General features: G+C 69.8%; 20 protein-coding genes. 14 read left to right on the plus strand and 6 right to left on the minus strand.

The window, feature by feature from the left end; all coding sequences use genetic code 11:
• The first annotated feature begins 62 nt into the window (after positions 1-62).
• The 6 genes from LXN57_RS26925 to LXN57_RS26950 all read left to right on the plus strand — a co-directional run bounded on the left by LXN57_RS26925 (position 63) and on the right by LXN57_RS26950 (position 7,035).
• Entirely contained in the window at positions 63-2,321 is a 2,259-nt protein-coding gene (locus LXN57_RS26925; protein WP_251801007.1) for a PEP/pyruvate-binding domain-containing protein, read from the plus strand.
• 391 nt (positions 2,322-2,712) lie between these two features.
• Complete coding sequence (locus LXN57_RS26930) at positions 2,713-3,843, plus strand: alpha/beta hydrolase (protein WP_251801008.1); 1,131 nt, start codon at positions 2,713-2,715, stop codon at positions 3,841-3,843.
• 69 nt (positions 3,844-3,912) lie between these two features.
• Positions 3,913-4,662 carry a response regulator transcription factor gene (locus LXN57_RS26935; RefSeq protein ID WP_251801009.1) on the plus strand — a complete coding sequence of 250 codons (750 nt, stop codon included), beginning with the start codon at positions 3,913-3,915 and terminating at the stop codon, positions 4,660-4,662.
• On the plus strand, positions 4,652-6,004 hold the full coding sequence (locus tag LXN57_RS26940) for a HAMP domain-containing sensor histidine kinase (protein WP_251801010.1): 1,353 nt from the start codon (positions 4,652-4,654) through the stop codon (positions 6,002-6,004). Before LXN57_RS26935 ends, LXN57_RS26940 begins: the two co-directional genes overlap by 11 nt.
• A gap of 317 nt (positions 6,005-6,321) precedes the next feature.
• Entirely contained in the window at positions 6,322-6,705 is a 384-nt protein-coding gene (gene trxA, locus LXN57_RS26945; RefSeq protein WP_251801011.1) for a thioredoxin, read from the plus strand.
• A gap of 60 nt (positions 6,706-6,765) precedes the next feature.
• Complete coding sequence (locus LXN57_RS26950; RefSeq protein ID WP_251801012.1) at positions 6,766-7,035, plus strand: metal-sensitive transcriptional regulator; 270 nt, start codon at positions 6,766-6,768, stop codon at positions 7,033-7,035.
• 179 nt (positions 7,036-7,214) lie between these two features.
• Here LXN57_RS26950 and LXN57_RS26955 read toward each other — a convergent pair whose 3' ends face one another.
• Together LXN57_RS26955 and LXN57_RS26960 are read right to left on the minus strand one after the other, a co-directional pair.
• The gene (locus LXN57_RS26955; protein WP_251801013.1) at positions 7,215-7,907 is read right to left on the minus strand and encodes a DUF2202 domain-containing protein; all 693 of its coding nucleotides are present in this window, start codon (positions 7,905-7,907) and stop codon (positions 7,215-7,217) included.
• 201 nt (positions 7,908-8,108) lie between these two features.
• Positions 8,109-9,299, minus strand: coding sequence for an NAD(P)/FAD-dependent oxidoreductase (locus LXN57_RS26960; protein WP_251801014.1), 1,191 nt, complete (start codon positions 9,297-9,299; stop codon positions 8,109-8,111).
• Between the two features lie 364 nt (positions 9,300-9,663).
• On the opposite strand from LXN57_RS26960, the gene LXN57_RS26965 reads away from it, so the two are divergent.
• The 3 genes from LXN57_RS26965 to LXN57_RS26975 all read left to right on the plus strand — a co-directional run bounded on the left by LXN57_RS26965 (position 9,664) and on the right by LXN57_RS26975 (position 12,642).
• On the plus strand, positions 9,664-11,025 hold the full coding sequence (locus tag LXN57_RS26965; RefSeq protein ID WP_438872919.1) for an MBL fold metallo-hydrolase: 1,362 nt from the start codon (positions 9,664-9,666) through the stop codon (positions 11,023-11,025).
• A gap of 85 nt (positions 11,026-11,110) precedes the next feature.
• Positions 11,111-11,713, plus strand: coding sequence for a rhodanese-like domain-containing protein (locus LXN57_RS26970; RefSeq protein WP_251801016.1), 603 nt, complete (start codon positions 11,111-11,113; stop codon positions 11,711-11,713).
• On the plus strand, positions 11,710-12,642 hold the full coding sequence (locus LXN57_RS26975; protein ID WP_251801017.1) for a sulfite exporter TauE/SafE family protein: 933 nt from the start codon (positions 11,710-11,712) through the stop codon (positions 12,640-12,642). The genes LXN57_RS26970 and LXN57_RS26975 overlap by 4 nt, the downstream gene beginning before the upstream one ends.
• Before the next feature lie 85 nt (positions 12,643-12,727).
• Here the strand turns inward: LXN57_RS26975 and LXN57_RS26980 are convergent, their stop codons facing one another.
• The gene (locus LXN57_RS26980) at positions 12,728-13,432 is read right to left on the minus strand and encodes a DUF302 domain-containing protein (protein ID WP_251801018.1); all 705 of its coding nucleotides are present in this window, start codon (positions 13,430-13,432) and stop codon (positions 12,728-12,730) included.
• Positions 13,433-13,612: 180 nt separating this feature from the next.
• Between LXN57_RS26980 and sqr the strand changes: the two genes are divergently transcribed.
• Genes sqr through LXN57_RS26995 form a run of 3 tightly spaced genes read left to right on the plus strand, consistent with a single transcriptional unit; the run spans position 13,613 to position 15,704 of the window.
• Positions 13,613-14,854 (plus strand): type III sulfide quinone reductase, selenoprotein subtype, encoded by a 1,242-nt coding sequence (sqr, locus tag LXN57_RS26985; RefSeq protein WP_251801019.1) that lies wholly within the window; start codon positions 13,613-13,615, stop codon positions 14,852-14,854.
• A 5-nt stretch (positions 14,855-14,859) separates the two neighbouring features.
• A complete protein-coding gene (locus tag LXN57_RS26990; protein ID WP_251801020.1) occupies positions 14,860-15,174 on the plus strand; it encodes a TusE/DsrC/DsvC family sulfur relay protein in 315 nt (104 codons plus the stop codon).
• A gap of 14 nt (positions 15,175-15,188) precedes the next feature.
• Complete coding sequence (locus tag LXN57_RS26995; protein ID WP_251801021.1) at positions 15,189-15,704, plus strand: DsrE/DsrF/DrsH-like family protein; 516 nt, start codon at positions 15,189-15,191, stop codon at positions 15,702-15,704.
• Positions 15,705-15,866: 162 nt separating this feature from the next.
• Here the strand turns inward: LXN57_RS26995 and LXN57_RS27000 are convergent, their stop codons facing one another.
• Positions 15,867-16,787, minus strand: coding sequence for a universal stress protein (locus LXN57_RS27000; protein ID WP_251801022.1), 921 nt, complete (start codon positions 16,785-16,787; stop codon positions 15,867-15,869).
• A 288-nt stretch (positions 16,788-17,075) separates the two neighbouring features.
• Positions 17,076-17,942 (minus strand): universal stress protein, encoded by an 867-nt coding sequence (locus tag LXN57_RS27005; RefSeq protein ID WP_251801023.1) that lies wholly within the window; start codon positions 17,940-17,942, stop codon positions 17,076-17,078.
• Positions 17,943-18,261: 319 nt separating this feature from the next.
• Here LXN57_RS27005 and LXN57_RS27010 point away from each other — a divergent pair, with 319 nt between their 5' ends.
• Positions 18,262-20,973, plus strand: coding sequence for an HAD-IC family P-type ATPase (locus tag LXN57_RS27010; protein ID WP_251801024.1), 2,712 nt, complete (start codon positions 18,262-18,264; stop codon positions 20,971-20,973).
• A gap of 66 nt (positions 20,974-21,039) precedes the next feature.
• Here the strand turns inward: LXN57_RS27010 and LXN57_RS27015 are convergent, their stop codons facing one another.
• On the minus strand, positions 21,040-21,936 hold the full coding sequence (locus LXN57_RS27015) for a universal stress protein (RefSeq protein WP_251801025.1): 897 nt from the start codon (positions 21,934-21,936) through the stop codon (positions 21,040-21,042).
• Positions 21,937-22,384: 448 nt separating this feature from the next.
• Between LXN57_RS27015 and LXN57_RS27020 the strand changes: the two genes are divergently transcribed.
• A complete protein-coding gene (locus LXN57_RS27020) occupies positions 22,385-25,933 on the plus strand; it encodes an NACHT domain-containing protein (protein ID WP_251801026.1) in 3,549 nt (1,182 codons plus the stop codon).
• Positions 25,934-25,956 lie beyond the last annotated feature (23 nt).

The raw sequence follows: 25,956 nt of genomic DNA on the forward strand, positions 1-25,956 counted from the left end.
CAGTACGGCACGCCAAGCGTAGTATCACAATACTTTGCGATGCTACATATGAGGTGACCGGGATGGCTGCCTTCCACGCCGTGCTGGACCTGGCCGACGCTGGTGTTGCCGCACGCGATCTGGTGGGCGGCAAGGCTCAGGTGCTCGGCGAACTGGCCACGGACGGTCTGCCAGTTCCCCGAGGGATGGTCGTGACCGCTGCGGCGCTGGACATCGACGGTTGGGAGACGTCTGTCGCCGAAGCCGTTCGCGGGCTGGGGGCGACACGCTTCGCTGTGCGGTCGTCGGCCGGGGCCGAGGACCTGTCCGACGCGTCTTACGCCGGACTTTACGAGAGCTACCTCGACGTGCCCGTCGACGGCCTGGCCGACGCCGTACGCCGATGCTTCGCCGCCGCCACTGCCGGGCGAGTGTCGGCGTATCACCACCGGCGCCACGGCGGGGGCGCTGACGCCATGGCGGTCCTGGTGCAGGTGATGGTCGAACCAGCTGCGGCCGGGGTGGCATTCACGGTCCACCCGGTCACCGGCAACCGTGACCAGACGGTCGTCACCGCCGTGCGCGGGCTGGGTGACGCGCTGGTGTCCGGCGAAGCCGTCGGCGAGGAGTGGACGATCGTCGGCGATGTCACCACGATGACCAGGCCGGTTCGTCGCGGGGAGGCAGCATTGACCGCCGAGCAGGCGCACGCGGTGGCTGACCTCGCGCGGCAGGTCGCCGACCGTTACGCGCGCCCACAGGACATCGAGTGGGCCATCGACCGCGGTGGTCGGTTGTGGCTGCTGCAGGCTCGGCCGATGACAGCCGTGCCCGAGACGGTGTCCTGGGTACCGCCTGGGCCGGGGCTGTGGATGCGCAACTTCCGTCTCGGCGAATGGCTGCCGGAGGCGGTCACGCCGCTGTTCGGCACCTGGCTGCTGCCGATCCTGGAAGACGGTTTCCTCGACGGCATGCACGCCAGCGTCGGAGTCCGGGTGCCGTTCCGGTACGCGTTGGTCCACGGCTGGTACTACAACGCCACCCCGATACCCTCTCCGAAGCTGCTCGCCGGCGTGCTGTGGCAGGGACGCGGTCACGCGGTCAAAGTGTTGTACAACGCGCTGGTCCGCGTCGGCCGGAATCCGGCGGCCGCAGACCGGGCCGTGTTGTCGGGCCTGGGCCGTCACTGGCGCGATGTTCAGCTGCCCGCGTACCGCCGGCTGGTCGCCGGCGCCGAGGCCGAGGTTGCCACGGCATCGCCTGATCGTTTGGCGGGTCTGATCGATGTGCTCGGCCGAGAGGCCGGGATCCATTTCTGGTATCTGGCGATCGTTGGCGGGTCGGCGTGGAAGATGGAAGCCTGCCTGACCCGCTTCACACGCCGCCATTTCCCGGATGTGCTGCCCGAAGCCCGCGGCGGTGCCCAAGTCTTGCTGCGCGGGTTGTCCGGTATCCAGCACATGGGCGTCGGCCACGCGGTGCAGAGCGCCGACTGGTACCACCCGGCAGCCGCCGAACTGCCGGACGCCGCGACCACCGCTGACACCAGCCGCCGTCACGCCCAACTGGTTGAACAGCGTGCCGCCGCCGAGCAGGCATGCCGGGCCGCACTCGGTCAACGGCCACACCTACTGGCCGAATACGAGCGCCTGTTATTGGTCAATCAGCGGTACGCGATCATCCGGGAAGAGCAGGCTCGCGACTTCACCCTCGCCTGGCCGGTGTTGCGGATGTGCGTACGCCGCCTCGGCGAACACCTGGCGTCGGCCGGGCACCTTCGCCGGCCGGGGGACGTGTTCTTCTGCACCCGCAACGAGGTGGAAGCGGGCCTGGCCGGCCGGCCCGAGCCGGCAGGGGTGAGCGCCGTCGAAGAACGTCGGCAACAGTGGCACCGTCAGCGTGGACTGGCCGCGCCGTTGACCCTCGGCGCGCCGGCCCGCCTGATCGGAGACGTGATCGACCGGGCGGTGCAGCGGGCCCGTGGGCCCCATGAGGTGGTCGCCGGGGTGATCGAGGGACATCCGGCATCGGCGGGGCGGGCGACCGGTCCGGTCCGCATCGTCAACAGCCCGGACGACTTCGACGCGTTCCGCGAAGGCGACGTCCTGGTGGCCAAGGCAACCCTGCCGGCGTGGACGCCGCTGTTCGCGCGTGCTGCGGCCGTCGTCACCGATGGTGGAACCCTTGCCGCACACGCGTCCCTGATCGCCCGCGAGTACGGCATCCCCGCCGTGTGCGGCACCGGGGATGCTACGACCCGGCTGCGGAATGGGCAGTCGGTGACTGTCGATGGCGGGGCCGGGACAGTGACCCCACACGAACTGCCTGCCCCGCATATCTGATCAGGCAGCGACTCGCGGTGCTGAAAGCGCTGTCTCGCTGGAGAAACGGTTGATCGGCGCGCCTCCTGCCTCAAAAGTCGTCGAGGTTAGAGGGATCGGTCATGAACGCGTTGGCTCGATGCGCCGGGGAAGTGACTCAGCCGGCGGCGCCGAGTAGCCGAGGGGGCGATCCGGCGCCTCGGCCGGGGTCGTTTGCCTCTGTTGCAGACGCTTCCGCGCCGACCAAGGTGAGGGGGCCATCGGCGACGGCGGAGGGAAGGCCGTGGGAGTCTCTGAGCGGTACAGCCGGACGGGTCTGCCTCGCGTGGCGCCCGCTCTGGTGGTCGCCGTGGGCGCAGCCGTGGGTTTCCTGACGGGCCGGGACGGAACAGCGGCTTGGCAGGTCGCCCGTGTGGCGGTCCTGCTCGTTCTCACCGTCGGCGCAGCAGCCATCGTCAGGAAAGGTGAGCCGCTGACGCGGGCGGCGGTTGCTACGGTCGTCGGGTTACCGGCGGTCGCCACGGGTGCCGGAATCGCGCTTCCGCACCTCAGCAAGACCGGCATGTCCGTGGTTGCCGTGGCGGGTTCTGTCGCGCTCGTGGCGGGTGCCGCGCTCGTCTCGTACGGATCGGTGGGACTGATCCGCAGCACGTGCGGATGGTGGCGAGTCGGGACAGGAGCGGTTCTACTCGCCGTCACCATGATCGGATTGTTCACCGGCGGCCAGGCCGTGGCTGCCACCAACGTACCCCGAACAGGTCTGCGGGTGGAGACGCCGGCAGATCGAGGTTTCCGGTACGAGGACGCGACTTTCCGAACGCCGGATGACGTCGAACTGGCGGGGTGGTATCTGCCTGCGGCGAACCGCACGGGCGTGATTCTCCTGCACGGTGCGGGCTCGACCCGGTCCGACGTGCTCGACCATGCCGCCGTGCTCGCACGGCACGGGTACGGGGTGCTGATGGTCGACGCCCGTGGCCACGGGCGAAGCGATGGTCGTGCGATGGACTTCGGCTGGTACGGCGATGAGGATGTCGCCGGGGCGGTGTCGTACCTGCAAGGCCGCCCTGACGTGGACCCGGGCCGGATCGCCGTGATCGGTCTCTCCATGGGCGGGGAGGAGGCGATCGGGGCGGCGGCGACCTCTCCGGCCATCCGTGCCGTCGTGGCCGAGGGCGCCACTCAGCGCGTCGCGGGTGACTCGGCGTTCCTCGAGGACGCCTACGGCGTGCGGGGCCGGATCCAGCGTCAGGTCAACGGCCTCACCACCGCGCTGACGGATCTGCTCACGGATGCCCAGCCGCCCGTCACCCTGCGCGCAGCGGCGGCAGCCACCGCGTTGCGGCCGATCCTGTTGATCACCGCCGGCGAGGTGCCGGACGAGACGTACGCGGCCAGATTCATCCAGCGCGGCAACCTCAGCGTCCAAGTATGGAAGGTAGAGGGCGCAGGCCATACACAGGCTCTGCGTACCCACCCGGACGAATGGAACCGGCGGGTTACAGCGTTTATCGACGGTGCCCTTGGCCGGGCGGCCGGATGACGGCGGTGACGCATGCCCGACGAGTTTCGATCCGCCCACCGTGGCGCCGGAGACGTTTCATGACCGTTCATGGGTCGACCGGCCCTGTGCGCGGTCGTGCACGAGTCGCAGGATGAAGATGTGCCGGGAGCCGTGCTGGTCGTCGAGGACGATCGTGAGCTGAGGAATCTGGTCCGCCGGTATCTGGAGCGGGCCGGCCACGCGGTGCAGAGCACCGGCTCCGGCGCCGAGGCTATCGCTCGGCTCGCCGCCGGCGGCGTCGAACTGATAGTGCTTGATCTCGGTCTGCCCGATGTCGACGGGGGCGAGGTGCTGGCGGCCGCCCGCGCGGACGGCCGTGAAGTTCCTGTTGTGGTGGTGACCGCTCGTAGCGGCGTTGAAGACCGCATCGACGGGTTGCGCCACGGAGCTGATGACTATGTGACCAAGCCGTTCTCGCCGACGGAGCTGGTGCTGCGTGTCGAGGCGGTGCTGCGCCGCGCGCACGGCAGCCGTGGCAGCGATGACGGTGTGATGTCGTTCGGTGGCGGGCGACTGCGACTCGACGAGGTCCGCCACGAAGCCCGCCTGGACGGCGGACTGCTGGATCTGACGCCCACCGAGTGGGGTGTGCTGACCGCGCTGGCCGGTACGCCGGGGCGGGTGTATTCCCGCTATGAGTTGATCAATCAGGTACGTGGCTACGAGTTCCCCGGTTACGAGCGCACCGTCGACTCACACGTCAAGAACCTGCGGCACAAGCTCGGGCCCGACGGAGCGCAGATCGTGGAGACGGTGCTGGGCGTGGGCTACCGGCTGGGGTGGTCGCGTGACCGGTGACCGCCCGGCGCTGGCCGGTCCGCTGGGCCGGCGACTGCTGGCCGCGTTTCTGCTCGTGGCCTTGTCATCGGTTGCCGTGCTCACGCTGGCAGCGCTGGTCGCCACGGACCGCGGGCTGGCCAGCGCCGCGCAGCAGGACCGTCAGCGGGTCACGGACCGGGTAGCCGCGGCCGTCGCAACCGCCTACACGCGGTCGAACGGCTGGGACGGCGCGGACCTGGCCGCCGCGTCGAACCTCGCCGAGGCTGCGGGTGCCCGGCTGGTGGTCCGGGACACCGGCGGCAGCATGGTTTGGCCGGGACGCGGCATGGGCCCCGGCGCGGGCGGCATGCACAGTGCTGACAACGCCGGGCCGATCGTCGAAGGCGTGGTCACGATCGGCGGGCGGCGGGTGGGCAGCGTCCGGCTGGCGTTCCCGGCGAGTACGCCGGGTGGCCGCACGGTGGCATGGTCGTGGATAGCCGGAGCGGCGGGCGTGGCGCTGCTGGCAGCCCTGCTGGTCAGCACGTTCGTTTCGGGCCGGCTGGCCCGGCCACTGGCGGTCGTGGCCACAACCGCCCGCCGATTTGCCGCCGGCGAACGCAGCGCCCGCGCCGGCCTGCGGGCACCCGGCGAGCTTGGTGCGGTCGCGCACGCTTTCGACACCATGGCCGACGAGGTCGTTCGAGCCGAGACCGTGCGTCGCCGCCTGGCCGCCGACATCGCTCACGAGCTGCGCACGCCGCTGGCTGGGCTCCAGGCCGGGCTGGAGGAACTCCGCGACGGCCTGCAACCTGCGGATACCGAGCGGCTGGCTGCTCTGCACGACCAGTCCCTGCGGCTGGGCCGGATCGTGCAGGATCTGGCCGAGCTTTCCGCGGCCGAGTCAGCCGCGCTGTCCCTGCACCCGGTCGACACCGATCTGGCCGGCATCGCCGCGGCGGCGCTGGCCTCGCAGCGGCCGCGGCTCGACGCAGCGGGGCTGGCCGTGACCACGGATCTCGACCGGCGGGCGCCGGTGCGGGGTGACCCGGACCGGTTGCATCAGGCGGTGGTCAACCTGCTCGCCAACGCGGCCCGCTACTGCCGTCCCGGCGACCAGGTCCACCTGCGGGCGTACGTCCAGGACCGGCGGGCCGTCCTGCAGGTCGCTGACACCGGGCCGGGCATTGCTCCCGACGAGCTGCCACACGCGTTCGATCGGTTGTGGCGCGGCCGTAGCACGGCGGGGACAGCCGGCTCCGGTATCGGTCTGGCGGTCGTCCGCGAGCTGGTCACCGCCCACGCCGGTGTGGTCCGCATCGAATCTCCGGCCGCCGGCGGTGTGACTGTGACCATTGCGTTGCCCCTTGCCGTCGCCTGAGCCGGGGCTCAGCGATGGTGACTGCCGCTGACCCTCACCGTCCAGCGGCAAGATCCTCGTTGCCCGAAGGCCGCGCGTGCCGTCGTGGAGGAGGTAGTTGCCGTCCAGGCCTCGATGCGGCGTTCGCATACCCCCGGGGGTATAGTTGAATTCGATGGGGGAGGACGACAGGCGTCTCGAGGAAGCGAACGCCGACGTGTGCCGGCCCATGGCGAATGCGGGGAAATCGCGGCCCGCTGCAGAACTCGTCCTGGCGCTGGGTGAACCCACTACACGACTCCGGTGTCGGCGCGGCCGGCGAGAAGGGGAGGAGCATCATGAGCACGACAGGTCTGACGGCGGGCACCTTCGAAAGGACCGTCGCCGGTGAGGGCATAGTGCTGGTCGACTGGTGGGCGTCCTGGTGCGGCCCGTGCCGCCGCTTCGCCCCGGTCTACGAGCAGGCCAGTGAGCGGCACTCCGATATCGTCTTCGCCAAGATCGACACCGAGGCCGAGCAGCAACTCGCGGTCGCGGCTGGGATCTCCTCGATCCCGACGCTGATGGCGTTCCGTGACGGAGTTCTTGTCTTTTCCCAGCCGGGCGCGCTGCCGTCCGCGGCGCTGGAGGAACTCATCACCGCCGTGCGGGGGCTGGACATGGACGAGGTGCGCAGCAAGGTCGCGCAACAGCGCGGCAGGGGCAAGCCGGCAGCGGCATGAAGCCAGATGACCAGCATACCCAGCGGGGTATGCTGGTCATCGGCTGTTCTGGAGGTAAGCATGGAGATCGAGGGCGACGTCCTCACCGACGTGATCAAGCGCCTGCGCCGCGCCGAGGGTCAGATCCGTGGCATCATCGCCATGCTGGAATCCGGCCGTGACTGCGCCGATGTGGTGACCCAGTTGGCCGCGGTTTCGAAGGCCCTGGACCGCGCTGGTTTCAAGATTATTGCGACGGGTCTGCGGCAATGCGTGATCGCGGAGCAGGACGGCAAGGAGCCGACCGTCGACATGGCGCAGATGGAAAAGCTCTTCCTGTCGCTGGCCTGAGAACTCGCCCAGCGAGCGCGTCGAGCGCGGCACGCACCCGGGTGGTCGCCTCGTCGGCGATCCTCCGCAACTCGGCGCGCTCGGTGACCTGGACCACGATCCACGGATCAAGCGCTGGTCCTCTGTCGTGCTCCTGTGGTGGGTGGGGCGGTCGCCCCGCCTCCACCCACCACGGGTTCTTACCGGTTCGCCCAGCGGGTGAAGGCGGCCAGGTGTCGTTCGGATGCCGTGAGCAGGTTGGCGTACACCTGCTTGACGTCCGGGGCGGTCAGATCGGTGAGGGCGGTTTTCAGGTCGGCGATGTCGGTGCGTTCGACCTGCTGTCCGGCGGCCAGGGCGGCTGACAGGTTCTGCTTGCCCTGCGCCAGCAGCTTGTCGTAGGTGGCTTGGACGGCAGGGTCGGTGAACGTGCCGGCTGGCCGGTTCGCGGTCGGATCGCTCACGGCGTAGCGCTGCAGCAGCGTGCGTACTGCGGTCAGGTGCTGGCTCTCCGCGGCGGCGATGTGGTCGAAGACGACCGCGTCGTAGCGGGCGGCGAACGCCACATAAAGGTCGTGGGCCAGTTTCTCCTCCTGTGCCATGGACGCCAGCGTGCTCTTCTGGGCGGCTGTGAGGGTGCCCTGCTGAGCGGTGACTGCCGACCCCATGCAGGTGCCGTCGCCGAAACCGGACCCCATGCCGTACCTGTAGCCGGATCCCATTCCAGAGCCGTAGCCCATGCCGGGCCCGGACGGCTGGGCGGTGGCGGTGATGGAATGCCCGGGACCGAACGGGCCGGCGCCGGCGAGCGCCGGTGCCGCGACCGCGAGTCCGCCCAGGCCGAGCGCGCCGGCCGCCACCAGGGTGGCTGTGCGGCGAGTGATGGTCTTCATGACTTCTCCTTCCTTGTTCTTACACCCCTACGGTCGTCCTCCGGCGTGATGGCGGAGTGCAGCCGAGGTGCAGAACGCATGGAGAAGCGTCAGGGCCGAGCCCGATCAGCGATGGGCGATCGCAGGTCGCTGCCGTCGTCCTCCACCCTGCCCGGCCATGGCTTTGACGCCGACGGTGAAGACTGGCCGCGAACGATGCGCTCAGAAGCGGCCGCGGAGCATGCCGTGCCAGTACAACGCGGGCAGCCCGTATCGCTTGAGCAACCACATGTCGTAGCGGGGCCGCATGGTGTCGATGACCGGGAAACTCGGGCGCGGGGTGAGCGTGTAGTCGAATTCGGCGAGCAGCATCCGGTTGTGGGCGGTGACCAGCGGGCAGGAGGTGTAACCGTCGTAGCGGGCCTGCGGCGGTGCGGCGCGCCGTGCGGCGAGCAGGTTCGCCACCACCACCGGTGCCTGTTTGCGGATGGCGGCGCCGGTCTTGGAGGTGGGCAGGTTCGCCACGTCGCCGAGTGCGAAGACGTTGGGCCAGCGGGGGTTTTGCAGGGTGTGCTGGTCGACCTGGACGTAGCCGAACGGGCTGGCCGGGTCGGCGAGCGGCCCGGTTTTGATCCAGTCGGGGGCGCTCTGCGGCGGGGTGGCGTGCAGCATCGTGTAGTCGATGGCCTCCTTGGTGCCGGTGTTGTTGTCCAGTAGCACTGCGCGGCGGTGGGGTCCGTCGACCTCGACCAGTTGGGTGTCGTGCCGGATGTCGATGCCGTAGCCCGCAGCGATGCCGCGCAGTACCTCGCCCCACTGGGGCTGGCTGAACATGGCCGCGGTGGGCAGCACGAGGATGGGCCGGATCTGGTCCAGGGCTCCTTGCCGGCGCCACCAGTCGGCGGCCAGATAGGCGATCTTCTGCGGTGCGCCGGCGCACTTGACCGGGCCCGGGGGCATCGTGAACAGTGCGGTCCCGCCGCGCGTCTGCTGGATGAAGTCCCAGGTGCGCGGGGCCAGGTCGAAGCGGTAGTTGGTGGAGACGCCGTTGTGGCCGAGCGTCTCGTTCAGCCCGGTGATCGATTCCGGGTCGAGTTGGAGTCCGGCCGCGAGGATCAGGAAGTCGTACGACAGCTCACGCCCGTCGTCGAGGGTGACGCGAGTTCCATCGGGGTCGACGGCGGCCGCTCGCTGTCGTATCCAGCGCACCCCCTTGGGAACAAGGGTCTCCTGCGGGCGGACCGACTCGTCGGCGTCGGCGCGGCCGCCGCCGACCAGCGTCCACAGGGGCTGGTAGAAGTGCCGATCGGACGGCTCGACGATCGCTACGTCCCGGACCCCGGCCCGGCGCAGCCGTGCCGCGACGCTGATTCCGGCGGTGCCTCCGCCGATGATGACCACCTCGTGACTCATTGCTGTCTTCCCTCTCCGTCGCGGTGCAACTTATACCCCCGGGGGTATGCCGAACTGTAATCAGATCCATCGCCGATCGCCAATCCCCAGCGTGCGGATGGTCGCGGTGGCGTCGGCGGAGCGGCCGGAAGCCCACGGGGGATCGGCGGGCTTGACGCGGCGGCCGATCGGCGCGCTATGGTGAAGGACAGATACCCCCGGGGGTATGCGAATGAGGAGATCTCGAAGCTGCGTGAAGTTGACCAGACGACTCCGGCCGCATACCGGGACGGCACCGTCGTCGATGTACGCGAGCGGTTCGAGTACGTCGGCGCGCGAGCCGTGGCCTGACCCCCGATCGATGACAGCAGAGGGAGTTCTGAACGTGTTGCGAATCCTGCCGATCGACACCCCGACCCTGGGTGACCGCAGCTACTTGGTGCACGACGGCCGGGTGGCGTTCGTGGTCGACCCGCAGCGCGACATCGACCGGGTGCTGGGCCTGGCTGCGAGCGAGGGCGTCGAGATCACCCACGTCTTCGAGACGCACATCCACAACGACTACGTCACCGGCGGGTACGCCCTGGCCGAGGCGACCGGGGCGGCGTACCACGTGAACGCCGACGACCCCGTCTCGTTCGACCGGGTCCCGGTTCGCGACGGCGACGTGATCGCTGTCGGCGACAACCTGCGTGTGCGGGTGCTGGCCACTCCCGGGCACACGTTCACCCATCTGTCGTACGCCCTTGACGCCGGTACCGAACAGGTGGCGGTGTTCTCCGGCGGCTCGCTGCTGTACGGCTCGGTCGGCCGGCCCGACCTGCTCGGCCCGGACCACACCCACGCCCTTGTGCGGCACCAGTACGCCTCCGCGCAGCGTCTCGCCGCCGAACTGCCTGACACCGCTGGGGTGTATCCGACGCACGGGTTCGGCAGCTTCTGCTCGGCCACCCAGAGCGCGGCCGACGCCGCCACCATCGGTTCGGAGAAGCTGATCAACCCGGCGTTGACCCGCGACGAGCAGGTCTTCGTCGACGAGCTGCTCGCCGGCCTGGACGCCTGGCCGGCCTATTACGCCCACATGGCCCCGGCCAACAGTGCCGGTCCCGCCGTCCCGGATCTGTCCCGGCCGGAGCGGGCCGACGCGGACCAGATCCGTAAGCGCATCGCCGCGGGCGAGTGGGTGGTCGACCTGCGCAACCGGGTCGCGTTCACGGCCGGGCACGTCGCCGGGACGCTGAACTTCGGCCTGGACGGCAGCTTCGCCACCTACCTGGGCTGGCTCATCGGCTGGGGCACCCCGGTGACGCTGCTCGGCGAGACTCCCGACCAGGTCGACCAGGCGCAGCGGGAACTGGTCCGCATCGGCATCGACCGGCCCGCGGCCTACGCCACCGGCACGCCCGCCGAGTGGGCCGGGGGCGAGGACCTCGCCACCCTTCCGCGGGCCACCTTCGCGGACCTCACGCAGGTCCGCCATCACCGGACGGTTGCCGTTCTCGACGTGCGCCGCAATCTCGAAGCCGCCCAGGCGCGGATCGACGGGGCCGTGCACATCCCGCTGCACGACCTGCTCCGCCGCCTCGACGAGGTGCCCCTCGGCGAGGTCTGGGTGCACTGTGCCGCCGGTTACCGCGCCACCATCGCGGCCAGCATCCTGGCCGCCCACGGCCGCCGTCCCGTCGTTGTCGACGACGACTTCGACCAGGCCCGGGCCGCCGGCGTGCTCACTCTCGCCGCCGGCTGACCCGATCCCCGGTACCACCGCCGGGCGGCCGCCCCCAGCCGCCCGGCGGGTTCACCCTGCCCGCCATCAAGCCGATCGAGGAGCTATGACCCCCTCCGACCCGACCACACCGGGCGCCGTCGACGCCGGCACCCTGCGCGACCTGCTCACGTCCGCAAACGGACCGCGGGTGCTCGACGTGCGCACACCCGGCGAGTTCGACAGCGCACACATCCCCGGCGCCTACAACGTCCCGCTCGACCTGCTCCGCGAGCACCGCGCCGAACTCCTGGCCCACCTCGACGACCAGATCGTGCTGGTGTGCCGCTCCGGCGCCCGCGCCACGCAGGCCTTCACCGACATCGGCCTGCCGAACGTGAAGATCCTGCAGGGCGGCATGCTGGCCTGGCAGGCCACCGACGCCCCGGTCAACCGGGTCCGGCCCCGCTGGGACCTGGAACGACAGGTCCGCCTCGTCGCCGGCGGCATCGTGCTGGCCGCCATCCTCGGCTCCCTGCTCCTGCCCGGCCTGCAATGGCTCGCCGCCCTGGTCGGCGCCGGCCTGATGGTCGCGGCCCTCACCAACACCTGCGCCATGGGCATGCTGCTGGCCAAACTGCCCTACAACCGCGGCACCACCACCTGCGACCTGGACAGCATCGTCGGCCGGCTGCAAGACACCGCACCACAACCGGAGGCCCGGCCATGACCGCCACCACCCTGGTCCTGACCGTCGTGCTCGCGGTCGGCGTCGGCGTCAGTCTCGGCCTGCTCGGCGGCGGCGGTTCCATCCTCGCCGTCCCCCTGCTGGTCTACGTCGCCGGCCTGCCCGCCAAGGAGGCCATCGCCACCTCGCTGCTCGTGGTGGGCACCACCAGCGCCGTCGCCGTCATTCCGCACGCCCGAGCCGGACGGGTCCGCTGGCGTACCGGCCTGATCTTCGGGGTGGCCGGCATGACCGGCGCCTACGCCGGCGGCCGGGTCGCCGCCTACATCCCCGGCACCGTCCTGCTCGCCGGGTTCGCGCTGATGATGCTCGCCACCTCGATCGCGATGATCCGCGGCCGCCGGCCGAAACCCGGAAAACCCGTTCCGCACGAGCTCCCGGTCCTGCACGTCATCGCCGACGGCATCATCGTCGGCCTGGTCACCGGTCTCGTCGGCGCCGGCGGCGGCTTCCTCGTCGTACCCGCCCTGGCCCTGCTCGGCGGGCTGCCCATGCCCGTCGCCGTCGGCACCTCCCTGCTGGTCATCGCGATGAAGTCGTACGCCGGCCTCGCCGGCTACCTCTCCACCGTGCACATCAACTGGGCACTCGCGGCCGCGGTCACCGCCGCCGCCGTCCTCGGCAGCCTCGCCGGCGGGAAACTCGCCGGGCGGATCCCCGAGCCGCTGCTGCGCAAGGCCTTCGGCTGGTTCGTCGCGATCATGGGCGTTTTCGTCCTGGCCCAGCAACTGCCCACCAGCCTCTACACCAACCCGATTCTTTGGGCGGGCGCCGCCGTACTCGTCGCCGCCGGGGCCATCTGGGCTCTCTCCCGCCGCCGGTCCGCTCACCCGACCGGCACGGCCAGCGCCGACGGTCGGGACGAGTCGCCGGGCCGGCCATCGGCCGACAAGCACCGAGTGCCGCGGTGAACCCGGTCGCCTGCCGAACCTGCCGGTGACCGTCTCTCGGCTGCTGTGCGACGGCCTGGCCGGTTGCAGCCGGCCGGTCCGTCGCTCAGACCGTGAGCTGGTCGAGGGCGGCGTGCAGGCGGGTGGCGGCGTCGTCGGCGACGGCTTTGAGTTCGGGTCGGCCGGTGACCTGGACCATGGTCTGCGGGTCCAGCGCCTGGACGAGGGTGGCGTCGGGTCCGTCGGCGCGGACGACGACGTTGCAGGGCAGCAGCAGCCCGATCTCCCGGTCGATGTCCAGGGCGCGGTGCGCGAGGGGCGGGTTGCAGGCGCCGAGGATCAGGTAGTCCTCCATGGCCACCCCGAGTTTCGCCTGCAGGGTCGCCCGGACGTCGATCTCGGTGAGCACGCCGAGACCCTGATCTTTGAGCGCGGCGCGGACCCGATCCACCACGGCGGTGGAGAACGGCTGCCGAAGGCGGGTGGTGTATGCGTAGGACATGGTCGGGTCTCCTCGGTTCGGCTGGCAGAGCACGCGCAGGTGCTCGCGGTCGCGTAGCAGCGCAAGACGGCGGTGCAACACGTGGTTGTGCAGCGACTGACTCCGGTGGGCGGTGATCGCCTGCCGTTGGCGGGTGCGGGAGACGATGAGCCGCGCGTCGATCTCGGCCGGCCGGCGTCCGGCGAACGCGGTGCCGAACTGGTCGTTGAGCCGGTCGGCGATGTCTTGCGGGATCGTCCAGGCGAGCACGGTCCGAGGCGTCGTCCGGGCCGGCCGATCGTCGGGTTCGCCGGAGGTCTCCGCATGCACTCACTATACGCCCGGGGGTATGCGGCGATCGATGATGAGAGAGGACGAACGGCCCGTCCGGTTCACCAGGCGGCACTGTGAGCGATTGACGTCTCGTTGGAGTCGGGACTTAATCCCCTACAGCGTCGTCCGCTCCGCCAATACCCTGGGGGGTATCCGAGATCAGTGGGAGGTGGCGTGATGCGACGGTTGCTCGTGCTGGGCGCCGGTACGGCGGGCACGATGGTGGTCAACAAGCTGCGACACCGGCTGGCCCGCGCGGACTGGCAGATCACTGTGGTAGAACCCAGCGACACGCACTTCTACCAGCCGGGCTACCTGTTCCTGCCGTTCGGCATGTACCGCCCGGAGCAGGTGGTCAAGCCGACCCGGCCGTTGGTCGCCGGCGGCGTGAATCTGGTGCGTGGCGAGGTCGACCGGGTGGCCGCGGCCGAGAACCGGGTGCTGCTGTCCGACGGCCGGTCCCTGCCGTACGACTATCTGGTCATCGCCACCGGCGTGACCCCACGGCCCGACCAGACCCCGGGCATGCGCGACGGCGGGCAGTGGCGCCGGAGCATCTTCGACTTCTACACCTATGACGGCGCCCTGGCTCTGGCGCAGGCCCTGGAGGCGTTCGAGGGTGGCCGCCTGGTCGTGCATATCACCGATATGCCGATCAAGTGTCCCGTCGCGCCGCTGGAGTTCGTTTTCCTCGCCGATGCCTACTTCCGCCGGCGCGGGATGCGGGATCGGGTCGAGCTGGTGTATGCGACACCGTTGCCGGGAGCCTTCACCAAGCCGATCGCCGCCTCCCGGCTCGGCTCGATGCTCGACGAGCGCAAGATCACCGTCGAGCCGGATTTTCTGGTCGAGCGCGTCGACGGCACGTCGCTGGTGTCCTACGACGAGCGGGAGATCCCGTTCGATCTGCTGGTCACCGTGCCGCTGAACATGGGCGCCGACTACGTTGCCCGGTCCGGGCTGGGCGACGAGCTGAACCTGGTGCCGGTCGACCGGGGCACCATGCTCGCCAAGGCGTACGACAACATCTTCGCCCTCGGCGACGCCAACGACATCCCGACCTCCAAGGCCGGATCGGTCGCGCACTTCGCCGTCGAGGTGTTCACCGACAACTTCGTCGCCTACGCGGCCGGCAAGCCGATGACCGGCAGCTTCGACGGACACGCCAACTGCTTCATCGAGTCCGGCGACGGCAAGGCGCTGCTGATCGATTTCAACTACGACACCGAACCGCTGCCGGGCCGCTACCCGGCGCCGGGCCTGGGCCCGTTCCGGCTGCTCGACGAGGCAGCCGTCAACCACTGGGGCAAGCTCGCGTTCCGGTGGATGTATTGGAACGTGCTGCTGCCCGGGCGGCCGATCCCGTTGCCGGCACACATGTCGATGGCCGGCAAGCACATCCCGCAAGCCGAGGAGTGAACACCATGCCTGTCACCAGCATCGCCGGCCACGACGTCCACGTCGATGCCGAGGGCTTCCTGACCGTCTACGACGAATGGACCCCCGACCTGGCCGAGCAGCTCGCCGCCCAGATCGGCATCGACCTCACCGACGCGCACCGCAAGGTGATCGCATTCCTTCGCGACGACTACGCCGCACAGGGCGAGACGGCCACCCTGCGCCGGGTGTCCTCCCTCAGCGGGGTCGGCACCAAGGAGCTGTTCGCCCTGTTCCCCAAGAAGCCGGCCAAGAAGATGGCCTACATCGCCGGCCTGCCCAAGCCACACGGCTGCGTCTGAAACGGAGCATTGCCATGACCAGTACCGAAGCCGTTCCGGCGATCGTCCCGAATTTCGACGACGACCGCACCGAGGGCCGTAAGCTCGCCGTCATCTGTTCCAAGGGCACCCTCGACATGGCCTACCCCGGCCTGGTGCTCGCCAACGCCGCGCTGGGCGAGGGCGTCGAGACCCATCTGTTCTTCACGTTCTGGGGCTTCGACATGATCACGAAGTCGAGGATGGGGAATCTCAAGTTCACCCCGCTGGGCAACACCGCCACCCATCTGCCGCAAGGTGTCGGCGGTCTGCCCGGGATGACCGCGCTGGCCACCCGCCAGATGAAGAAGCAGATCGCCGATGTCGGGGTGCCCGAGGTGCCGGAGTTCCTGGAGCAGATCGTCGCCTCCGGCGGCCACCTGTGGGCCTGCCGGATGTCCGCCGACATGATGCACCTGAGCAAAGACGACCTCTACGACGGCGTGGAGGACATCATCAACGCGGCCGATTTCATCGAGAAGACCGACGGCGCCCAGCTGCTGTTCATCTGACCAGCGGTGCGTTGCGGCCGCGGACAGGTCGACGACGGCCGACCCCGGCGACGCAAGCGGTGCAGCCGGAGCAGAGTGACTGGAACGGGAGAGGCAGCGAGGAAGCTGCGCGCCGGCGGTCGTCGTGCGGCCTGTCGCATCAGTGCCCACTGTGTACCGATCTCAGACCAGGAAGACGGGGCATCCAGCGTGTTGGACCATGGCTCGGCTCACTGATCCGAGCATGGTCACGGGGTGCCCGCCGAAGCCGCGCCTGCCGACCACAATCGCGGCCGCTCCGTGTGAGAGGCCGGTCAGTGCGGATGCGGGGTCGGTGGCGGCGGTGCGGTGGTGCACGAGCACGCCCTGGATGGTTTCCGTGCGGCCGGCTGGTGCGAGGCCGTGGCGGGCGCTGAGCATCACCAGGTCGCAGCCGCGTAGGCCGGCTTCCTGCAGAGCGAACAGCGCTGCCGGGGTGATGACGCCCGGCTGTTCGACACCGACGACAACGGGACGCGTGCCGAAGCCCGTTCCGGTTGGCCGGCCTGGCATCCGGACCACCATGATCACTCCGTCGTGGTGGCCGGCCAGCCGGTCGGCGACACTGAGCCCGATGGCCGCGCTGGCGGCGCCGTGGCGATTGCCCACCACGAGCAGGTCAGCTGATGTGGACTGGGAAAGCAGCAGGGATGCTGGCGAACCGACGACAAGATGGCTGGTAACCGCTATCGATGGCGAGCACGCGTGCACGCGGTCGGTCAGCCGTTCGAGGAGCAGGGCGCCGGCGTCGCGCGCAGAGCTGAGCGCCCGTCGGGGCTGGACGTGCACGATGCGCAGGTTCCAGCCGCGCAGTTCGGCCTCGATCGCGGCATGGTCCACCGCCGTGTAGCCGGCGGGTGTTTCGTCCGCGCCGACCACAACGACACCGGTCGACGGGGTCGCTGCGAAGGGGGGCTCGGCGGGTGCACGCTTGGACTCGATGGCCTCATAGCCGGCGGCTCCGAGGTACCTGTTCAGGGCGTCCGCGTACCGCGTGGGACGGTTGACATCGCCGCTGTCTGCGCGGGCGTCCTGCTGTGTTCGGCGGTTGTCGAGATCGCTCACGGTGGACCTCCCGGAACGGTGTCTGTACTCCCATGACACCGCGAAGAAAGGCTGGTCACCAGAGCATTTGGTCCTGTTCGAGGCAGTCGGTCCGAAGGCGTGTTCGTCGGATCGGATCACCACGATCGGGCAGGGCGCGTGGGTCGGGCAGGGCCCGGCTGACCGATCCGAGCACGAGTTCATTCAGGGTGGGGTCGTGCCCTCGTGCCGATGACGAGCAGGTCGTACGGGGCGCAGGCGGCACGTAGCCGGTCGCGAAGCCGGCTGCGGCGCACGGTGCCGCACTCCTCACGCCTGCGCTTCGGCGTGCGGAACGATCATCGTCAGGTGGTGTGCCCGGTGCAAGGTGCTCATCGCGACGCTGCCGAGAATGATCTCCCGCACCGCCGACCGGCCCCGCGATCCCAGCACGAGTACCGCTGCTTCCCGCTCTCGAGCGGCCGCGGCCAGGGCGTCGGCGATTGCGGGCGCCGAGCCTTCGTGCCGGCTGCGCACCCGCACGACGGGGGATGGCGGCTCACGGAACTGTCCAGCCGGCGGATCGACGTCGATGTCCACACTGACGGGTACGACCTGCCGGCCGGGCATCAGGCGCATCGCCGCCTCGAGCGCGGCCGCCGCACCGTTTGACGCATCCCAGCCGACCAGTGCCGGCCCGGCCGGCAGGGCCGCGTATTCGGCGGCGAGCAGAGGATACGGACTCACCAGCACCGGCTGCGTGGCGTAGTGCACCACCATGTCGGACACGCTGCCCAGCACGGCGTGCGCACCGCTCAGCCCTCGTGCTCCGACCACGATCACGTCGGCGTCGTGTCGTCGAGCGAGATCGGTCAGCTCGAATCCCTCACCGCCGTAGGTGCGAGCCACCAACGGCTCGGCCACCCATCCCGCTGCCTGCGCCAGCGTGACACCCATCCCGGCGATCCGGTCGGCTTCCCGCCGGCCTTCGCGCTCCACCGCGGCGACGAATTCGTCGACATGGGCGGTTCCGCGCCAGAGCCGCCGCCGTAGTGGCTCGCTGGCGAGCGGGGGCGTCCACACGTGCGTCACCCAGACCGCCGCGGCGGGAAGCATCCGGGCGCCGATGTCGATCGCGGTACCGGCCGCGAGCGAGCCGTCGTACCCGGCCAGCACACGCACTGACGAGTCACCCATGGACGATCACTCCCTACCGCTGCCTTCTCGGATCGAGTCGATCTCAAGGATGTCGGTGCGGCGGCCGTACCGGCAGAGACGGTCGACCTGAGCCGCCGGGCCGATTTCCCCGCCCGAGAATCACCGCGCCGTCGGTCCTGTCACCAACGGCACTCATTCGGCACACCTGCGATGGGACTATCGCCTCTACCAGCCGGGGCCCACCGCCGGTGATCGTGGAGAACGAGTCGATCTCGGAGCATCACCACCCGGATCTGCTGCGACGACGTGATCGCGCGACTCGTTCAGTCGGCTCGGGCTTCGTGGACCAGGAGAGAAGATGACTACCTCGGTATCCCGCTCCAGCAACGCTCACCATGGGCTCGCTGCTCACGAAGTCGTGCTGCTGCTGCAGACCGACGCGCGCGACGGCTTGAGCACCGCGGAGAGTGCTGCGCGACTGGCGCGGTTCGGGCCCAACAGCCTGCCCGCGGCCAAGGGCGCCGGGCTGCTGCTGCGGATCGTGAGCCAGTTCCATCATCCGCTGATCTACGTTCTGCTCGCCTCCACTGCGATTACCGCGGCGCTGGGCGAGTACGTCGATTCGGCCGTGATCCTGGGTGTGGTGCTGATCAACGCGATCGTGGGCTTCATCCAGGAATCCAGGGCGGAGGCCGCGCTGGAAGGATTGCGGTCGATGGTGCGCACCCAGGCCATGGTGGTCCGCGACGGCCGTCAGCGGATCGTGCCGTCCGAGGATCTGGTTCCCGGTGATCTGGTGCTGCTCGAGGCCGGTGACAAGGTGCCGGCTGATCTGCGGCTGATCCGGCTGGCCGAGCTGCGGGTCAACGAGTCGGCGCTGACCGGCGAGTCGGTACCGGTGGCCAAGGACGAGGTCGTGCTGCCCGACTCCATTCCGGTCGCCGACCGGCGCAACATGGCTTATTCGGGCACCCTGGTCACGACCGGGGCCGGCACCGGCATCGTCGTCGCCACCGGCATCGAAACCGAGCTCGGGCAGATCCACCGCCTGGTCGGAGCCGCGCAAACCCTCGCGACACCGCTGACCCGCAAACTCGCCGAGTTCAGCAAGATCCTTACCGTCGGCATCCTCGGTTTGGCCGCGGCGACGTTCGCCATCGGCTTGTTGCGCGGTTATGACGCGGCGGAGACGTTCACCGCCGCGATCGCGCTGGCCGTGGGCGCGATCCCGGAAGGGCTCCCAGCGGCGGTCACCATCACGTTGGCTATCGGCGTGGGCCGGATGGCGCGGCGACGGGCGGTGATCCGCCGGCTGCCCGCGGTGGAGACGCTGGGCGGCACCACGGTCATCTGCACGGACAAGACCGGCACGCTGACCGAGAACCAGATGACGGTGCGGGCCGTGTGGACACCGGCGGCCGGCTACGAGGTAACTGGTTCCGGGTACGCCCCGGACGGCAGCCTGCGCACCACTGACGGTGCACCGGCGTCCCTCGACGGTGATGAGGCGCTGCGCTGGTGCTTGGTGGCCGGCGCCGCCTGCAACGACGCCACTCTGACGTCCGACGACGGGCGATACGGCATTCTGGGCGACCCCACCGAGGGCGCGATGCTCGTCGCCGCCCGCAAAGCCGGGATCGGTGCGGACCACGTCAGCCAATTCCTGCCGCGGACAGCGACCATCCCGTTCACCGCCGAACGCGGCTGGATGGCGACGCTCCACCGCTCCACCGGCCCGACCGCTGACACGCACGTACTGCTGGCGAAGGGAGCCGTGGAACGGGTGCTGAAGCTGTGCGGAGCGCAGATGGACGCCGACGGCACCAGCCGACCGCTCGATAATCACGGGGTGCTGACCGCTGCCGAGGGGCTTGCCGGCCGCGGACTACGGGTGCTGGCCACCGCCGTACGCCCCGGGTCCGACGAATTCGACGAGGAGACGCTGACCGGCAGCATGATTCTGGTCGGGCTGCAGGCCATGTTCGACCCGCCCCGGCCCGCCGCCACCGCTGCGGTCGCTGCCTGCCACACCGCAGGCATCGCCGTCAAAATGATCACCGGGGACCACGCCGCCACCGCTACCGCCATCGCGGAACAAACAGGCCTTCTCGGTCGCGGCGCGGGGGGCGACGGCGCCGTGTTGACCGGCACGGATCTCGCCGCGCTGCGTGCCGACGACTTCCCGGACGCTGTCGATCGTGCCGTTGTGTTCGCCCGGGTGTCGCCGGAGCAGAAGCTGCGGCTGGTCGAAGCGCTGCAATCGCTCGGTCACGTAGTCGCGATGACCGGTGACGGGGTCAACGACGCCCCCGCCCTGCGGCAAGCCGGCATCGGCGTGGCCATGGGCGCCGGCGGCACCGAGGTGGCCAAGGACGCCGCCGACATGGTGCTCACCGACGACGACTTCGCCACCATCGAAGCCGCCGTCGAAGAGGGCCGCGGCGTGTTCGACAACCTCGTCAAGTTCATCACCTGGACCCTGCCCACCAACATCGCCGAGGGCCTGGTCATCCTGGCCGCCATCGTGGCCGGCGCCGCGCTGCCGATCCTGCCCACCCAGATCCTGTGGATCAACATGACCACCGCGGTCGCGCTCGGTCTGATGCTCGCCTTCGAACCCAAAGAGGCCGGCATCATGACGCGGCCACCCCGCGACCCGGGTCAACCCTTGCTCACCCGCGCCCTGATGCTGCGGATCCTGTTGGTCTCCGCGTTGCTGGTCGCCGGATCGTGGTGGCTGTTCCAATGGGAACGCAGCAGCGGAGCCACCCTCGCCGAGGCACGGACCGCGGCGATGAACCTGTTCGTCGTGGTCGAGGCCTTCTACCTGTTCAGCTGCCGCTCACTGACCCACTCCGCCTGGCGGATCGGCCTGTTCACCAACCCCTGGGTCACCGCCGGCGTCACCGTCCAAGCCATCGGTCAGCTCGCCATCACCTACCTGCCCGGCATGAACACCCTGTTCGGCACCGCACCCATCGGCGCCGACGTGTGGTTGCGGATCCTGGCGATCGCAGCGGTGGCCAGCCTCGTGGTCGCCGTCGACAAACGCCTCCGCAGGCCCGCTTGACGAAGGCCCGCTTGACGAAGGCCCGCTTGACGAGCCGCGCGACCGCCGGCCGTGCGCGTACGGAGGTCAGTCCCGCTGCTGCTCGTCGCGGACGACCGCGACCGGGCAGGCGGAATGAAAGATCAGATGCTGGCTGACCGAACCGATCAACAGACCGACGAAGCCGCCATGGCCCCGATCGCCGACAACAATCAACTGCGCCTGACGCGACCATGAAGCCAGTACCGGCCCGGCCGCCCCCCGGCCCAGCTTCCGCTGGATCGGCAGGCCGGGATGGCTGTCGGCCAGGCCCGCCACCGCCGCCGACAACCTGCGGTCTTCTTCAGCCTCGAGCACGTCGAGGTCGTAGACCAACGGCATCGTGTCACCCGCTCCGGCCACCGCCGGTATGCGCCAGACATGCACGGCCACGAGCTCGGCGCCGCGCCACACGGCTTCGTCGGCGGCGAGTTCGAGCGCCCGCAACGACCGCGTGGATCCGTCGACACCGGCCACCACCGGCCCGTCATGCCTCGGCTTGCCCTTGACCACGATGACCGGACTGGATCCGTAGGTGGCCAGCTGCGTAGCGACCGTGCCGGCCAGCATGCCCTCGAACCGGCCCAGGCCCCGGTCGCCGATGACGACCGCAGCCGCGTGGCGGCTGCGTTGCAGCATGACGTACGCCGCAGGCCCGTCCGCCACCTCGGTCGTGACCACAATCTCGGGCGCCGCCTTCTCAGCGTGGGCTTTCGCCTCGGCGACGATCGCGTCGGCGTGGGCTCGTACCAGGACGGCCGGTTCGGGCGCGCCTTCCGCGGCCGGCCGTGCCGCGACCAACGCAGCCGGCCAGACGAACGCGTGGACGATGTGCAGCCGGGAACGACGCAGTTGGGCTTCGGTCGCGGCCAGTTCGACAGCGTCAAGACTTGACGATGATCCGTCGACACCGACCACCACGGGTGCGCTGGCAATGGCCGTCATCTCAGCCTCCGTTGCGATACTGGGCCGGTCGGGGACGCAAGATTCGACTCGGCGGCCCGTGGACGATCGGATCGGTACGCCCCCGGGGGTGCAACCTCGACGAGCGTCTCGGCAATCGTGACGCCGGATCGGCGCCGTCGGTAGGGCCGATGGTCCCGGTCCAGCGGCGCACGACAGGCGTCATGTAGGTGGGGCTGGAGGTGGCAGCGGCCCGCCCGCTGACTCGAAGTTACATTCTGTGTTGTTCTAGTATCCGAAAGTGGCCGGCATTGAGTCGTGGCTAGATCATGGTGACAAGCTCGGGTCGATTGTCGGTGCGCTGACGGCAGTGATTACGTTCTTTATCGACCGCCGATCAAGGGCCGCCAAGCGTCCGCAGGCCGTCAGGCATCGCGCCGGCCTCCCCACGGTATTCGCCCTGACTCTTCTCGCCGTCGGCTTGCTACTCGTGCCGGATCTTCCTGTGGCGCTGCGGGCCGCTGCGATGTGGACCCTGCCGGCATTGGGCGTCGTCGCGCTGATCATCGTGCTCAGGCCGCAACCAGCGGCGCGGCTCGCGAACCGGGGCCGACCGCCCGAGCTGGACCAACTGCTCATCCTCCAGCAGGCGGAGGTGTTCCACCGCTACAAGTTCATCGGTTTCCACGCTCCAGCACTGTCCGCGATCCACGTTCGCCAGTGGATGTCGGGACGAGGCGCGCTCGACGGTGTCCGGGCGGCGCCGGTCAGCGTCGACGACCTCTTGGAGCGGCAGGTGCACACGCTGATCCTCGGGGACGCCGGATCGGGGAAGTCCACCATGGCCGCATCGCTGGTCCAGGAGGCGGCGCGGCAGGTATCGTACGGGCGCTCCGCACAGATGGCCGTGGCGTGTCTGGCGGCCGACCTCGTCGGCCGCAAGCTGCCGGAGGCACTGCACATCGCGACTGGCCGCGACTTCGGTGTGGCCGTCACCGCCGCGACGTTTCAGCGGCCACCCTGGCCGGGCGGCACCTGGCTGGTGATCGTCGACGGCGTGGACGAGGTCATCGCGAGCGATGCCCGGGACCGCACGCTGTGGGACCTGCACGACCTTCTCGAGAAGGACGTCACGCTCCACCGGATCCTCGTCACTTCCCGGCCCCTACCCGCTGTCGAGCTCGCCGACCTGCGGCTGCCCGGCGTCGCAGAGTACGAGTTACGCCCGTTCGACCGCGCCGACCTCAAGAAGTTCGCCCAGCTCTGGTTCGACGCCCGGCTGCCCGGCGACCCGGACGAGGCGGCCCGCAATGCCACACGTTTCCTGGGCCGCCTCTCGGGAGCGCGGCTGGGCCCCGTGACCCGGATACCGCTACTGGCCTCGATCGCTGCCATGGTCTTCGAGCAGGACGAAAGCCAGGCATTGCCGACCAGCCGAACGCTGCTCTACGAATGCTTCGTCGACCACCTGATGAACGGGCGTCACCAGCTGTCCGCGGCGCGCGACGGGCTCGTGACGGCTTTGAGGTCCCGCGACCTGACCGCACGAGAGGTCGCCGACTGGGTCGAGGCCGACTTCAACCAGATCATCGGTCGGCTGCTGAACGCCGTGGGAGCGGCCACGTTCGACGACCCGTCCGCCGACCTGCTCGATGTCGCCCTCGAATGGCTCGACCGTAGCGCGCCGCACCCCCTGACTACGCTCCTGCCAGGAGAGCGGCAGCTCATCGACGGCGTCCTGCGGGCGACCGCGCTGCTGGCTCCCCGCCAGGGCCGGCTGTCCTTCACCCACCAGAGCTTCGCCGACTTCTTCGCCGCCCGCGCCACCGCCGGCAGCTTTGACACCGCTACGTGGCATGCCCTTGCCGCCGATCCCGCAGCCCGGAGCCGAGCAGCCTTCTCCGCCGCCGGGCAGCCCGCGTCTGCGTCCGATCACCTCGTGCAGGCACTCCTCGACGAGCACGATGACGCTGTCACGGCCGGTGACATGATCGCCGACGGGGTCCCGGTCGACGATCGCACCCGGCACCGGGTCGTGAAAGCCCTGGTCGAGCAGCTCAACCAGGAGACGCCGGCGACCGCCGAGTGTCTGCGCGTGCTCCGGGAACTGTGCGCTGACCTCGGTGCACTCGCTCAGATCGCCGAACTGGCGGACGACACCGGCACCAAGCCCTGGGCGTGCGCGATGCTCGGCGACGCGATCATCGACATCGACCGGACCGCCGGCGTACGCGTGCTCCGGCGCCTCATGAGTTCCGCACCGCCGGACGTCAACGGCTGGGTGGCCACCGTGCTCCACGAACGCGGTATACCGCTCGATCCCGTCCGCGAGGCGATGGACGCACCGGACGCCCGGCCGCAACAGCCTCTCGGCCGGATCGGCCGGCTGGCCCTCTCCCGCCGGGCCAATGATCCGACAGCAGGCGACCGGCAGCGGCTGGCGGCGGCGATCCGGCTCTGGGCCGACGGAGACACCGAGCCGCTGCAAGCATTGTTCGACGAGCCCGAAACCGACCTCGTCGTGCGGCTGCGGGCCGCCGTCGTGCTCGCCGGCCACGGCGACTACACATCCCTGCGAGCCCTGGCCAGCGGCGACAACCTGCTCACCGGCGCCAGTTCAACCACCTGGCTGCGGTTCCTCGCGGTCCTCGAACTCACCCGCAGCGACCCCCACGGCACCGGTGAGATCCTGCGTGTGCTGGTCGATGACTCCGGCCAAGTGCCACTCACCTACGGCGTGGCGGTCCTGCTCGCCCAGTCCGGCGATCCCGGGATCCTGGAGCAGATGACGTCCGAACCGGTTGCCGGCTCCTCCTGGCAACAGTCACCGGCTGTCCCGCTCGTCCTCGGCATCGCCGCCGCCGAGGCACTCGCCCGGCGCGGCGACCCGGGCAGCCTCCGCCGGGCGCTCACGGGACAACCAGCACCGGCCGCGCGGGCACTGCTATTGGCGGGACTGGTCCGGCTCGGCGACATTCCCGCGAACGAGCAGCTCCGCGATCTCCTGCGATCCCGTGGCCGATCCTGGCGGCATCACATCCATCCGTGGGAACGGCGACTGAGCTTGCGGGCACTGCTCGCCCAGCACGGCGACGATGACTCCCTGCGGTGGTTGCGGAGCCGCGCCCATCCACTGATGCCGCCGGCCAGGCGACTCGCCGTCGCCACCGTCATGCGCCGCGTCGACCAACCGGCCGGTACCGAAGCAATGCGCCGGATCGCCGCCGGCCGGTCGCAGCCGCCCCGCGTTCGAGTATTGGCGGCGGAACGCCTCGGCGCAGGTCCAGCAGAAGCCAGGCTGGCGCTTCGCGAGCTGCACGGCTCGCCCCGGACCAAGCTCGCCGCTGCGACCCGGCTGGCCCGGGTTCATCGGGACGACGAACTCGTCAATGCGATGCTCGACGATGCTGCCACCGCCACCCGCCACCGTAAGTACATTGTCGCCCTTCTCACCGACGGCCTCAGCGAATCCTGGCACGACAAAGAGGAGGCGTTGCTCGACCACGGTGAGTGGAAGAGGTTCGGCCGACCCGACCTGCTCTCGCCGGGCTTCCCGTTCCCAGCCCGGCCCCGGCACCCTCGCGCGCGAGCCACCCAGTTCCAGCGCCTTGCCGCAGACCCGGCCACTCCCATCGGTCTGCGCATCACCGCGGCCGCCGCACTGCTGCCCTCCGCCGCCGGGATCGAAGCTCTCAGTTCTCTGACCCGCGATCCCGATCTTCGCGGTCGGCACCGCCGTAAAGCGATGATCGCCATCGCGGCTTGGGATCCCGGCTCGGCACGTCCACTCGTCGTCGAAGCCATACGCCAGCGATGGCTGCCCCGCGCCCAGACGTGGCAGTTGCTGATAGCGCTGCTCGACCTTCCCGCCAGAGACGAGGACGGCGTGCTGGATTCGCCGGAGTTCGACACCATCGCCCGGCGAATCTTGACGTTCCTCGACGGAGCGCGGATCACCCAGCCGTATCTACTGGCACGCTTGCTCGCCGGCCGGCCCACACTGGATCCGCTCCGGCGATCTCCGACGTCAAGATCCTGAGAATTCTCGTCGGTGGCATGGCC

The organism is Paractinoplanes hotanensis (assembly GCF_023717965.1).
GTDB lineage: Bacteria > Actinomycetota > Actinomycetes > Mycobacteriales > Micromonosporaceae > Actinoplanes > Actinoplanes polyasparticus.

Bases quoted from the DNA above. Each gene is read 5' to 3' on its own strand.
- LXN57_RS26960 (WP_251801014.1), bottom strand. From the start codon at position 9,299: ATGAGTCACGAGGTGGTCATCATCGGCGGAGGCACCGCCGGAATCAGC.
- LXN57_RS27010 (WP_251801024.1), top strand. From the start codon at position 18,262: ATGACTACCTCGGTATCCCGCTCCAGCAACGCTCACCATGGGCTCGCT.
- LXN57_RS26995 (WP_251801021.1), top strand. From the start codon at position 15,189: ATGACCAGTACCGAAGCCGTTCCGGCGATCGTCCCGAATTTCGACGAC.
- LXN57_RS26935 (WP_251801009.1), top strand. From the start codon at position 3,913: ATGGGTCGACCGGCCCTGTGCGCGGTCGTGCACGAGTCGCAGGATGAA.
- LXN57_RS26990 (WP_251801020.1), top strand. From the start codon at position 14,860: ATGCCTGTCACCAGCATCGCCGGCCACGACGTCCACGTCGATGCCGAG.
- LXN57_RS26975 (WP_251801017.1), top strand. From the start codon at position 11,710: ATGACCGCCACCACCCTGGTCCTGACCGTCGTGCTCGCGGTCGGCGTC.
- trxA (WP_251801011.1), top strand. From the start codon at position 6,322: ATGAGCACGACAGGTCTGACGGCGGGCACCTTCGAAAGGACCGTCGCC.
- LXN57_RS27005 (WP_251801023.1), bottom strand. From the start codon at position 17,942: ATGGGTGACTCGTCAGTGCGTGTGCTGGCCGGGTACGACGGCTCGCTC.
- LXN57_RS26925 (WP_251801007.1), top strand. From the start codon at position 63: ATGGCTGCCTTCCACGCCGTGCTGGACCTGGCCGACGCTGGTGTTGCC.
- LXN57_RS26950 (WP_251801012.1), top strand. From the start codon at position 6,766: ATGGAGATCGAGGGCGACGTCCTCACCGACGTGATCAAGCGCCTGCGC.
- LXN57_RS27015 (WP_251801025.1), bottom strand. From the start codon at position 21,936: ATGACGGCCATTGCCAGCGCACCCGTGGTGGTCGGTGTCGACGGATCA.
- sqr (WP_251801019.1), top strand. From the start codon at position 13,613: ATGCGACGGTTGCTCGTGCTGGGCGCCGGTACGGCGGGCACGATGGTG.
- LXN57_RS26955 (WP_251801013.1), bottom strand. From the start codon at position 7,907: ATGAAGACCATCACTCGCCGCACAGCCACCCTGGTGGCGGCCGGCGCG.
- LXN57_RS26970 (WP_251801016.1), top strand. From the start codon at position 11,111: ATGACCCCCTCCGACCCGACCACACCGGGCGCCGTCGACGCCGGCACC.